The following is an 11,907-nucleotide window of genomic DNA, read 5'->3' on the forward strand; positions in this document are numbered from 1 at the left end:
TATTGGAGACCCCTTCTTATGGTGGCAACTGAATCCCGGAACGGCGTCACGGTGGTGACGCTGAAGCCTCACCTCTCCGCCGACTGGCCCCAGGTGAAACGCTTTATCGCGCTGATCGCGGTGGTGGTGTTCACGGTGGCGGCGGCCTGGACCCTGGCCGGCATCTGGCTGGCGTTGCCGTTCGCGTTCATCGAGGTGGGGCTGATCGGCTATCTGCTCTACCGGGTCTGTTTCCGCCTGTCCTACCTGCACCAGCGCATCGCCGTGGAGCGGGGCAGGGTGGTGCTGCACGAGGGCGTGCGCGGCCCGGACCGGGAGTGGATTCTGGCGCGCCCGGCGGCGCACCTGCACGTGGTGCTGCCGGTTAAGGAGGTGGACATGATCGGCCTGCATCTGTGCGACGACGACACCCGCCTGGAGCTGGGCGCCTTTCTCAACGGCGACGGCCGCGAACAGGCGCGCCAGGCGCTGCGCGACGCCGGCCTGGTGGAAACCTCGGACCGCTGGTGGGTGCAGGGCTGAGCCCCGATGCCAACCCCAACAGGAGACTGCAATGAAGTACATCTTCGAAGTACGCATGAAGGACGGCTACACCGTGGAGGAATACGCCCAGGGCTGGATCGAAGCCAGCGAGATCATCCAGCAGACGCCGGGCGCCCGCGGCACCTACCTGCACCGCAAGATCGGCGAGCCGGACACCCTGCTGGCCATCGCCCATTGGGACTCAAAGGCGCACCGGGACGCCAAGGACGACAGCCGCAGCGCCAAGGTCAAAGCGATTCTGGAAAAACACGCCCGCACCTGCGAGATCACCCCGCTGGGCGAATTCGAAGAGCCGGAATGGGAAGTGCACCCCGATGGAGGTGACGGTGAGCGCTAGACGGTCGGTGTGGGGCAGGGCGGCGCTGCTGGCCGCGCTGATCGGTCTGGCCGGTTGCGACTATTCCGACGCGCCTCAGGCGGCGCCGCTGCGAATGCTCGCCGAACAGCCGGCCGACTATGACGGCGAACTGGTGACCACCGCCGGCACCGTGCGCCATTTCCAGGACCCGCTGCACTACTGGATCGAGGACGACGACTTGAACCGGGTGGCCCTGAAGCCGGTGGAAAACGTGGAAGCCCATCTGGGCAAGCGGGTACGCGTCACCGGCGTTTTCCACTACCAGGAAAACGCCGGCCGCGAAATCGAGCTGGAGTCGATCCGGGAAGAACCCTGATCAGCCCTCGATCTGGAACTTCAGGCCGGCGTTGTCCACCAGCCGCTTGATCAGCTTGTCACCGAACGCCGGCGCCGTGGTCCAGATGCCGCCGGCGGTATCGTCGGCGTCTTGCACCAGGCACAGGGCGCTCTCGGCGATCATCCGCGAGGTGGAGCCGTAGCCCGGGTCACGGTTGCCGGACACGCTGGCCTTCAACTGCCGGCCGTCGGCGGTCTCGCCGATAAACAGCACGTCGTAGAAGCCGTTTTCGCGCTCTTCCTTGCTCGGGCCTTCGCCGGGCTTGGGCGCGTCCTTACCGGACAGGGAGCGGTCGTTGGTCACCGCCTCGGCGGTGGCCTTGCCCTTCTCGCCGTGGCCGGTGAGGATCATCTCGTCGTACACGAACTGATCGCCGTAGGCGTGGCCCAGCAACTGGTTGGAGCGGTGCACGTTGCGGGTGTTGATGGTCGCCATCACGAACGGCGCCAGCCAGGTGTGCAGCTCGTCGTCGTAGACCGGCTCCCTCGGCTCCGGCTGCTCCGGGCCCTTGAAGCCCGGCGTCAGGGAAAACGGGTCGGTGAGCAGCTGGTAGATCTTCGGGTCCTTCTTGGCGGCCACCAGGGTCGCCTGCAGGCTGGCGGCGGTACCGCCGGAGAAGGTGCCCTTCATCTTGCGCACCCGGCCCTTCACGCGGGGCAGGTAGGCGCCCAGGTTCTCCTTGGCGTACTGCTGCAGGAAGTACACGCCCATATCGAACGGGATAGAATCAAACCCGCAGGAAAACACGATCCGCGCGCCGCTCGCCTTGGCGGCCTCGCCGTGGGCGTCGATCATCTGGCGCATCCACGCCGGCTCGCCGCACAGATCCACATAGTCCGTACCGGTCTTGGCGCAGGCCGCCACCAGCGGCTCGCCGTACAGCTGGTACGGCCCCACCGTGGTCAGCACCACGCGGGTGCGCTTCGCCAGCGCCTCCAGGGTCTCCGGCTGGTCGGCGTCGGCGGTGATCAGCGGCACCGAATCCGGCACGCCGATTTCCTCGCGCACCGCCTTCAGCTTCTCCTCGCTGCGGCCTGCCATGGCCCACTTCACGTCGCCATCGGCGCCGTACTGCTGATGCAGATACTCCGCCACCAGCCGGCCGGTGAAGCCGCTGGCGCCGTACACCACGATGTCGAACTCTCTCCCGTTGCTCATAATCGGCAATCCGTTCTGTTGCGAATGATGCGCCTACTATAGAGCCCGTGCCGCGCCCCTGGGCAGGGTGGGGAACGGCCTTTTTATGGGCAAGAGAGTCATGGCGCGGCGTGTACTCTTATCCCCAGGTTGGGGGATGCGCCGCGGACCGCCGGTGTTTAGGATAATTCCGGATCACTGATAAGGGGAATAAGGTGGCCGGCGAACCGGACCTGACAAAGGTGCTCGATAGCATATATTTCGCGCCGCATGGAGGAAGCGGATGGTGCGACTGCCTGAACCTGATTTGTGAGCTTGTGCGCGGTGATGCTGCACGGCTTCTGAGAATAGACAAGCAAACCGAACAAGTGGTCGCCGAGCTTCCGGGCCAGAATCTGGCCGGGCAAGCAGGTGATTCGGATTTTCAGGATGCAAATAGTGGCGCACTCCATGGCCGTTTCGTCGCGGATGGCCTGGTGGTCGAGCTGAAGGTTCAACGTGTCGGCGAAGGCGACCCCTTCACTCCACGGGACCGGAGCGTTCTTGATGAACTGATGCCACATATCGCCCGTGCGTTACGACAGGACGGCGCTTCCAGATTACTGATGGACCGGCACGCCGCCGTGAGCAGGCCCAACCAGGGCGCTCTGTTACTGCTCAATGTCCAACAGGAAGTCGTGTTTGTTTCTACCCGGGCCAAGGACTGGCTCTCGCAAACGAGCCGCATGACATTAAGAGACAACCATTTGTATCTATCCGGTTATAAGAAGCAAACGGAATTCTCGGATCTGGTTCGTTACTGTATGGGTCAAAGAGGCTCCGGCATGATGGCACTGCCGGAAAAGACCGGTGTCGTGCGTTTGCTGGTCAGTTTCGAGGAAGCCGGAATTGATGGGATTTTCGAGTCGAATGGTCTGATTGCTGTTTTTATTCTGGCTATCGATAGTGAAGACATAGACGACGAGGGCGCCATTGCTCGTTGGTTGGGACTAACGGAACAAGAAGCACGCATTGCGACACGGATTGCTCAAGGGGGCCGTCCGGCGGACATTGCCGCTGCATTGGGTGTGTCTTTGCATACCGTTCGTCACCATCTTAAAAACATTTACCGCAAGACCGGTACTCACTCTCAATCGCAACTTACCGCCATGGTGCTGAATCTGCCGCTTTGAAGGTGACAATATAAACGGCTTCTGGTTATTTGTTCTCTGGGGAGATGATAACCAATGAGGGTTCAGGGAGGGATAATGAACAATACGCGTGGGCTTTTGGCGTCGGAGCGCTTGCTGGATCAACTTTACTTCGCGCCTTACGAGGTGTCCGGCTGGCACGGGTTCCTTAAAGAAATGGTTCGCCAGTCGGGTAGTCGGTCGGCCCGACTATTGGTAATGAATCAACAAGCGGATCAGGTGTATTCAGGTGTTCAGGTCAACACTGACGATAAGGCCCATAAAGCCTTTGTGGATCACTTCGTCAATTTGTGTCCCTGGCGCCCGGGGCTGGCCCATCTGCCGCCGGGTAAGTTCTATTCTTCTTACCTGGACGGCATCTGCGACCAGAAAACCTTCTACCGTTCCGAATTTTTTAACGACTGGGCCAAAGAGCTTGATATTCACCATGGCGCCAGCGGCACGGTCTGGCAGTTCGAGGGCCAGACTATTCAGATGTTTTTTCAGCGGACAGGCGGTCAGGGCCATTTCAGACGTTATGAAACCGATGCCTTCAATGCTTTGGCACCGCATATTCGCCGTGCTCTTCGACTGGAAGCCATAATCCATCAGCAAAAGCAGAAACAGGGGTATTTGGAGCATACGGGCCGCTTCAGCGCTTTCATACTGCTTGATGCCAATCAGCGTGCGGTACACGTTTCCGAGGCCGCGTGGCGTCATATCCAAGATAATCCACACGCTCTTCGTCTTGGCAAAAGGGTGTTATTGCAGAACGGCGAGGCACAGCAGAGGCTGGATTTCCTTTTGAAGGCCTCTTTCGCCGGTGGCACGGCGGGCGCGCCGGTGACGGGAGGCGTCATTGCCTTGCCGCGCCCGGAACGGTCGCCATTGTTGCTGCAGGTCGTCCCCTTGCATCCCGATGCCGACAGGCCACTGATGCCGGTACCGGCCCATGCCGCCCTCTATCTGGTGGATGGTGACGCGGAGCCTGAATTCGACACTAAAAAACTGGCGAACCTGCTCGGCCTCACGCAGGCGGAGGCGGAGATCGCCGCCTTGGTAGCCGGTGGGCAGACCGCCGCGAAGATCGCGTCTTTCCGTCGGGTGTCGCTGCATACCGTGCGAAGTCAGATCAAGAGCATCTACTTTAAAACGGATGTGTCCAGCCAGGCGCAACTCACCCGATTGGTGAAAGCGTTACCGGCCACCCGCGACCGGCAGGGGCGCTCGAGAACGCCGTTTCTGTCTTGATCGGTGGCAGCCGGTTGTATCCCCCATCTTGGGGATGTGCGCTTCAGTCGCAGATGATTAGCTAGTGCTCTCGAACTTGTTTGATAGTACTGGAGGAATCATGAATACCTTGAAGCTCACTGCATTGGCTTGTGCCGTGGCGTTGACTGGTTGTGGTGGTGGATCTTCGTCGGACGGTGGCTCAGACGCGCCCGCCGAAAATGCAAGAACGGGCGTCTTCACCGATAGCGCGGTGGCGGGAATCAATTACCGGACCTCGCCGGGCAACAGGAGCGGTAGCACCAACGCTCTAGGCGAATACGATTATGTCGACGGCGACACCGTCACGTTTATGATCGGCGGCATTCCCTTGCCTTCGGTACCGGCGACCGGCCGGGTCACTCCCGCCGACATGGCCAGCGACGAACAGCCGGATCAGGTCACCAATATCCTGCGCCTTTTACAGTCGCTGGATCAGGACGGTGATCCGGATAACGGGATTACCATCCCGGGTCAGACCCACACGGACCTGGCAAACGCTCAATTGGATTTGGCTCAGCCAGCCGCCTCGTTCGAGACCGCTTATGATTCCGAAGTAAGGTCGCAAACCAATTCGGATCTGGTCAGTGCCGAGGATGCGGAGACCCATTTCAATGAGTCTCAACAGGCTGACCTGCGTGGCAGCTGGGTATTCGTTGAACCCGCCGGAGAAAGCAGCAACGGAAAAGGGCCCGACGGTGAAGAGATCAACGTTCTCACCTTCATGCACGGCGGCCGTTATATCGTCGCGCACAAATACGGCAATGACGACCAGGGCGCGGCGACCGCCGAATGGGGCTTTTATGACTGGAATCCGCAAAGCGGCGACGTGTCCTTCGAGGTGGTCGGTGATTCCGATGCGTCGGGAGGTATTTGCGGCGACGACACCTTCTGTTCGGATACCATCAATCTGGTGGGTGATGAGCTGGTTCTAGGTAGCGAGGAGGAGGCCACCACCGCTTTCCAGGCAGTTAAAAATGAGGGCAACGACTATGTTGGCGCTTGGTATCTGCCGGAAGACGTGGGATTCAATGTTCTAACGATCCTGGATGGCAGCCATTACGTGGTCGCGCATTCCGATAACCAGGACGTATATACCGGCGACAATCTGACCCCGACATCGTCCGAGTGGGGCACGTATTCCATCACCAATGATCAGTTCCAGGTAAACGGTGTCGAAACCGAAACCGATGGCCCGGGCGGCTTGTACGACGCCAGCAATTCCGGTGCTCCCGGCGCCAGCGCCACGGTGGAAGCAACCCCGTATGGCGATCTGGGCATGGCTTTCGACGCGGAGGACGTCATTACCTTCGGGCGGATAGGCCGTTTCAGCGTGGAACTGCGGGATCTTGTCGGCAACCGTAGCGTCGCCGTGGTGGAGCGTTCCGAGCAGGGTTTCGAAGAGGGAATGAGCGCTGATTTCACCATTGAACTGGTCGGTGAGGGAGACAGCGCCGATGTGTCCCTGAACGGTGATGGCAGTGGCACGATGACGTTCTCCCCCGGTACCCAGGATCAAGAGACAAGCACCATCGACGCGCCCTGGACTACCACGGACAGCGGGACCCTGCGCTTCACGGAAAGCCTGGACGATGAGTCCACGGGCTCATGGACGATGGTAAAGGTCAATAACGGTAAGGATGTACTTGTTGATTTTCGTCATGTGGATGGGACCACGGAGAGCCTGCTGGGCTTCTTCATCAGCGATTTTGTTCTTCCCGCTGAACCGGTCAGTTCCGCTCAGTAAGAAAAGACAGGGGAGCGGAAACGCTCCCCTGTCTTTCTGAAATCCCACGACCAACTCGTTAAGAGCCCCACCGCTGTCAGCACCATCCGCCACCAGCTGACCCGTTAAGCTGCTGTCGCGGTACACCACGATGTCGAATTCTCTCCCGTTGCTCATAATCGAAAGTAATCTTAACTGGCCGGATCATTGTCCCCGACGGGGATTTTGATGGTGTTGTTGATGCCCTCTCAACTCATATTGATCTCTCACGCCAAGAAAAAGGCTGCTTGAAGTTTGAAGTCACTCAAAGCGCTGAGCACAACAACACCTTTATTGTGTACGAGATATTTGCCGATAAGGCCGCGTTTCAGCGCCGCCAGGAATGTGTCCGTGATTCAGCCTGGGGGGCGGATATCAGCGAACTCAGAGCGGCATTACGAGATGGGAGAAAGAATCATGAAAGTTCACTATTTGGAGATCGTATCCGAGGATGTGGATGCGGTATGCAAAGCGTATGAGGCTGCTCACGGCGTCAGATTTGGTGAGCCGGACGAACTACTCGGTGGCGCCAGAACCTGCACCTTGGCCGATGGATCGATTGTCGGCGTGAGAGGGCCGCTGCGAAGCACGGAGGCGCCGGTGGTTCGCCCCTATTGGCTGGTGGAGGATATTGATCAGGCCGTAGTCGACGTTGAGGCCGCGGGGGCCAAGATCGCCATGGCGCCGACGGAAATCCCCGGCAAGGGCAAGTTTGCCATTTATATTCTTGGTGGCAATGACCACGGGCTTTGGCAAGTTTAGGGGCCTCTGGTATCCCGCCGGGTGGCTGGCGCCACCCTTTCGCGAGCGAGCCATTCTCTTTTCGTTATTTGAAGTCTCTTGAGCGGACGATCAGTTCGTTGAGGGCATCGCTGGTGTCGTCGAGGCGGCCGGCCATCAGGTGGACGATACCTTCGGGGCTGATTTCTACGGTGCCGGTGACGGTGACCATCGGGCTTTTCAGCAGCACGGTGCGGAAGCGTTCCTGGATGGCGCTCCAGACCACCACATTGGTGTTGCCGGTTTCGTCTTCCAGGGTCATGAACAGGGTGCCTTTGGCGGAGCCGGGGCGTTGCCGGTTGGTGACCAGGCCGGCGACGCGCACCACCTGGCCGGGTCGCGCGCGTTTCAGGTCCTTGGCGCGGTAACCGCGTTTGAAGCGGGGCAGGTGGCGGACCAGGGCCATGGGGTGCTTGCCCAGGCTGACGCCCAGGTGGCGGTAGTCTTCGATCAGGGTGGTGTATTCCGAGGGGGCGTCCAGGTAGACGCCGTCGTGGTCGCCCTGGGTGCCGTCTTCGAGCAGCGGGCGCTGGCCTTCCAGGCCCTGGACGTCCCAGTGGGCCTGGTGGCGGTGGCCGCTGAGGCCGCGCAGGGCGTTGCCGGCCACCAGGGCTTCGCGTTCGCGCTGGCCGAGCCGGGCGCGGCGGCAGAGGTCGCCGACGCCGGTGAAGGGCGCTTCGGCGCGGGCCTGGACCAGGCGCTGCGCGGCCTCCGGGTTGAAGCCTTTGATTTGGCACAAGCCCAGGCGCAGGGCCGGTTGCACGCCGAGCTTCTCGCGCTGAAGCTCTTCCAGGCTGTGGTCCCAGTGGCTGTGGCGGGCGTCCACCGGGCGTATTTCGATGCCATGGCGGCGCGCGTCCTGGAGGATCTGCGAGGGCGAGTAGAAGCCCATCGGCAGGCTGTTGAGCAGGCCGCAGTAGAAGGCGCTGGTGTGGTGGCGCTTGAGCCAGGCGGACACGTACACCAGCAGCGCGAAGCTGGCGGAGTGGGATTCCGGGAAGCCGTAACCGCCGAAGCCTTTCATCTGCTCGAACAGGCGGCGTGCGTAGTCGCCGCTGTAGCCGTTGGCGCGCATGCCGTCGATCACCCGGGCTTCGAATTCCATCAGTTCGCCGCTTTTGCCCCAGCGCGCCATGGCGCGGCGCAGGCGGTCGGCCTCGCCGCCGGAAAAGCCCGCCGCCACCATCACCAGCTTGATCACTTGTTCCTGGAAAATGGGCACGCCCAGGGTGCGCTCGAGCACCGCTCTGACTTTGGCGTCCGGGTAGTCGGTTTCTTCCAGGCCGTCCCGGCGGCGCAGGTAGGGGTGCACCATGTCGCCCTGGATCGGGCCGGGGCGCACGATCGCCACTTCCACCACCAGGTCGTAGAACTTGCGCGGCCGCAGGCGCGGCAGCATGTTCATCTGGGCGCGGGATTCCACCTGGAACACGCCCAGGCTGTCGCCCTTGCAGAGCATGTCGTAGGTGGCCTCGTCGCCGGCGGGGATGTCCTGCATGGCCAGCGGGCGGCCCCGGTAGCCCTGCACCAGGTCCAGGGTTTTGCGGATCGCGGTGAGCATGCCCAGGGCCAGCACGTCCACCTTCATCAGGCCCAGGGATTCCAGGTCGTCCTTGTCCCACTGGATCAGGGTGCGGTCGGGCATCGCCGCGTTTTCCACCGGCACCAGAGTGTGCACCGGGTCGCGGGTGATCACGAAGCCGCCCACGTGCTGGGACAAGTGACGCGGGAAGCCCACCAGCTCCTGCACCAGTTCCCGGTAGTGGCGGCCCAGGGTGGAGCCGCCCAGGCCCACTTCCCGGAACCGTTCCACCAGGGCGTCGGGCTTGTCCCACCAGGCCAGGTTGCTGCTCAGCCGTTCGATGATGTCCATGTCCACGCCCAGGGCGCGGCCCACGTCGCGCACCGCCGAGCGGGTGCGGTAGTGAATCACGGTGGCGGCCAGAGCGGCGCGGTCACGGCCGTATTTGCGGTAGAGGTACTGCATCACTTCTTCGCGGCGTTCGTGCTCGAAGTCCACGTCGATGTCCGGCGGCTCGTCCCGCTCCTGGGAGATAAAGCGCTCAAACAGAAGCTGGCTGCGGCCCGGGTCCACCTCGGTGACGCCCAGGCAGTAGCACACCGCGGAGTTGGCCGCCGAGCCGCGCCCCTGGCAGAGGATGCCCTGGCCACGGGCGAAGGCGACGATGTCGTGCACGGTGAGGAAGTAGTGCGCGTAGCCGAGCTGGCGGATCAGCCCCAGCTCCTTGTCCACCAGGGCGCGCACCCGGTCCGGTACGCCGTCCGGGTAGCGGGCTTCGGCGCCCTGGTGGGCGAGGGCGGCGAGATAGTCGTCGGCGTTCTGGCCCGGCGGCACCACTTCTTCCGGGTACTGGTAGCGGATTTCGTCCATTTCGAAGTGGCATTGCTCGGCGATCCAGGCGGCTTCTTCCAGCAGCGCCGGCGGGTAGATCCCGGCCAGCCGGTCCAGGCCGCGCAGGTGGCGCTGGTCGTTCTGGAACCGTCGCCGGCCCAGGTCGCGCACCGTGGTGTTCAGGCGCAGGGCGGTGAGCAGCTCCTGCAGGCGCTGGCGCTCCGGCCGGTGGTAGTGGACGTCGTTGGCGGCGGTCATGGCCAGCCCGAAGCGGTCCGCCAGCTGATAGCAGTAGCGGTAGTGCAGGGCGTCGTTGCGGTCCTGGAGCAGCTCGCAGGCCAGCCACAGGCGCTCGCCGAAGTGCGCCTTGAGCAGGGCGGCGTGGTGTTCGTCGCGGTCGTCGCCGGCGGGCAGCCACAGGCACAGGGCATTGCGGTCGATGCGCGTCAGGTCCTGCCAGTGCAGCCGGTAGTGGCCCTTCTCCGCGCGGCGGCGGCCGCGGGTGATCAGCGTGGCGATCTCGCCGTAGGCCTGGCGGTCGCGGGCCAGCAGCACCAGGCGCAGTTCGCCCCGGTCCTGGTGCAGGCGGAAGTGGCTGCCCACGATCAGCCGGAAATCCAGCGTGCGGCCTTCGTCCTCCAGGGTTTTTTTGAGGTTCTCGCGGGCCTGGTAGGCACGCACCACCCCGGCCAGGGAGCCGTCGTCGGTGATCGCCAGGGCGCGGTAGCCCTGGCGCCAGGCCTGCAACACCAGCTCCTCCGGCTGGCTGGCGCCGGTGAGAAAGGTGAAGGCGGAGGTGCAATGCAGTTCCGCGAAGTCCATGTCAGAAAAAGCCCTGCAGCCACCAGCGCGCCTGGTCGTCCTCGAACACCCAGCAGCAAAGCCCGTCCGGGTGGTGGGCGACGCGGTAGCGGCGCGCGGCCAGGTCGTGCCAGGGCTGGCTGAAGCGTTCCTCCTGGGGGAACAGGGTCAGCGGCCGGCCGCGCCAGTGGGGCACCCGGTCGCGCAGGGTCAGCGGCCGGGGCGGGTCGAGCAGCCACAGGGGGCGGTCCTGATCGCGGCCGTCGTCGGCGGTCGGCTTGGGCGCCGACGCCAGCGGCGCGCGGCCCCGTTCGGTTTCCTCCGGCAGATGGCCGTCGCCCCGGTCCGGGCGGTACACGCCCAGCGCCGGTTCGCCGGCGAGCTTTTCCAGCAGGCCGGCCAGCGGCGGGCGGGCGCCGGGGTCCGGGAACAGCTCGGCGAGGCCGGGGTTGCGCGGCCGGGGGCGGCCGCCGTCCAGGCCCAGTCCCAGCAGCGGGGCGCTCAATTCATGGTGGCTCAGACGCCGCTGGCTGAGGTCCAGCCAGGTGGCGGCGTCGTGGCCCTGCCGGGCGCGCCGTACGATCAGTGTGTCCCGGTGGCCGTTGTTCAGGTACAGATGCCAGCGCAGGGTCACCAGGCTTTCCTGGTGGCGGTTCAGGGTGTCTTCCAGCTTGGCCAGCAGGGTGCCCATCGGGCCGCTGAGCCGGTCCAGATCGTCCAGCGGGTCGTCGAAGTCGAGCCGTTCGCGGAACGGGCGCGGCGGGGAAATCGGTTTGCGCGGGTCCGCCTGCTCGCCGAGCAGACGCTGCAGCCAGTCCAGGAAGTCCACCCCAAAGCGCTTGCCCAGCGCCGCCCGGGGCAGCGGGAACAGCTCGCCCAGGGTGCGGAAACCGGGGGCCTGCAGGCGCCGGCGCAGGCGCTCGTCCAGGTCCAGCTCGGCGAGCGGCAGATCCGCCAGCCAGGCCTGGAAACGCGCCGCTTCCGGGGGCGCGTCGAGGGGCGGCGGGTCGGTGAGGTGCCAGGCGGCCAGCGGCGTGGGGCCGATGCCCAGGCGGCTGGTCAGCGGGCAGTGCAGCCGGTAGCGGTCGACGCGGGCGAGCAGCGGTTTAAAACCACCGAACAGCTTCAGGCAGCCGCCCACTTCCAGCAGCACGGTGGCCGGCGGCGCCGGGCACACCTGGGGCGTGAGCGCCAGCAGTTGGCGGGCTTCGCGCAGCAACGCCTGGTGCTGCTGGTCGGCCCGCGCTTCGTGCACTTCCAGTGTCTCGCACAGGGCACGGGCGGTGCCCAGGCGCAGGCCCGCTTCCACGCCGGCGGCGCGGGCCGCCGGGTTGGCCAGCAGCACCCGGTTGGCGCGCACCAGCACGCGCGGCTCCGGGCGCGGGCCGTGCTCCG

Annotated in this window: 11 protein-coding genes; 8 read left to right on the plus strand and 3 right to left on the minus strand. The window is 63.9% G+C overall.

Features of this window, described 5'->3' with window-relative positions; genetic code table 11:
- Window positions 1-18 precede the first annotated feature (18 nt).
- The 3 genes from ISO4_RS12470 to ISO4_RS12480 are packed head-to-tail and all read left to right on the plus strand — an operon-like array spanning window position 19 to window position 1,217.
- Entirely contained in the window at window positions 19-522 is a 504-nt protein-coding gene (locus ISO4_RS12470) for a DUF2244 domain-containing protein (RefSeq protein WP_185956915.1), read from the plus strand.
- A 31-nt stretch (window positions 523-553) separates the two neighbouring features.
- Window positions 554-880, plus strand: a complete 327-nt coding sequence (locus ISO4_RS12475) for an antibiotic biosynthesis monooxygenase family protein (RefSeq protein WP_194856441.1) — start codon at window positions 554-556, stop codon at window positions 878-880.
- On the plus strand, window positions 870-1,217 hold the full coding sequence (locus ISO4_RS12480; RefSeq protein ID WP_142948842.1) for a hypothetical protein: 348 nt from the start codon (window positions 870-872) through the stop codon (window positions 1,215-1,217). The genes ISO4_RS12475 and ISO4_RS12480 overlap by 11 nt, the downstream gene beginning before the upstream one ends.
- Here ISO4_RS12480 and ISO4_RS12485 read toward each other — a convergent pair whose 3' ends face one another.
- On the minus strand, window positions 1,218-2,396 hold the full coding sequence (locus tag ISO4_RS12485; protein WP_194856442.1) for a saccharopine dehydrogenase family protein: 1,179 nt from the start codon (window positions 2,394-2,396) through the stop codon (window positions 1,218-1,220). It abuts the gene before it with no gap.
- Window positions 2,397-2,590: 194 nt separating this feature from the next.
- On the opposite strand from ISO4_RS12485, the gene ISO4_RS17265 reads away from it, so the two are divergent.
- The 5 genes from ISO4_RS17265 to ISO4_RS12510 all read left to right on the plus strand — a co-directional run bounded on the left by ISO4_RS17265 (window position 2,591) and on the right by ISO4_RS12510 (window position 7,340).
- Window positions 2,591-3,547 carry a helix-turn-helix transcriptional regulator gene (locus tag ISO4_RS17265; RefSeq protein ID WP_194856443.1) on the plus strand — a complete coding sequence of 319 codons (957 nt, stop codon included), beginning with the start codon at window positions 2,591-2,593 and terminating at the stop codon, window positions 3,545-3,547.
- Between the two features lie 75 nt (window positions 3,548-3,622).
- Window positions 3,623-4,795 carry a helix-turn-helix transcriptional regulator gene (locus tag ISO4_RS12495; RefSeq protein WP_194856444.1) on the plus strand — a complete coding sequence of 391 codons (1,173 nt, stop codon included), beginning with the start codon at window positions 3,623-3,625 and terminating at the stop codon, window positions 4,793-4,795.
- Window positions 4,796-4,895: 100 nt separating this feature from the next.
- Entirely contained in the window at window positions 4,896-6,560 is a 1,665-nt protein-coding gene (locus ISO4_RS12500; RefSeq protein WP_194856445.1) for a hypothetical protein, read from the plus strand.
- 167 nt (window positions 6,561-6,727) lie between these two features.
- Window positions 6,728-7,057: a putative quinol monooxygenase gene (locus ISO4_RS12505; protein ID WP_370201764.1), complete on the plus strand. Its 330-nt coding sequence runs from the start codon at window positions 6,728-6,730 to the stop codon at window positions 7,055-7,057.
- Window positions 6,996-7,340 (plus strand): VOC family protein, encoded by a 345-nt coding sequence (locus ISO4_RS12510; protein WP_142948890.1) that lies wholly within the window; start codon window positions 6,996-6,998, stop codon window positions 7,338-7,340. Before ISO4_RS12505 ends, ISO4_RS12510 begins: the two co-directional genes overlap by 62 nt.
- A gap of 64 nt (window positions 7,341-7,404) precedes the next feature.
- On the opposite strand, the gene ISO4_RS12515 is transcribed toward ISO4_RS12510, so the two are convergent.
- Entirely contained in the window at window positions 7,405-10,533 is a 3,129-nt protein-coding gene (locus ISO4_RS12515) for an error-prone DNA polymerase (protein ID WP_194856446.1), read from the minus strand.
- Between the two features lies 1 nt (window position 10,534).
- Window positions 10,535-11,907 (minus strand): Y-family DNA polymerase (locus ISO4_RS12520; RefSeq protein ID WP_194856447.1); only part of this gene is annotated, 1,373 nt, incomplete at its 5' end.

This window comes from Alloalcanivorax venustensis ISO4, assembly GCF_015356855.1.
Classification (GTDB): Bacteria; Pseudomonadota; Gammaproteobacteria; order Pseudomonadales; family Alcanivoracaceae; genus Alloalcanivorax; species Alloalcanivorax venustensis.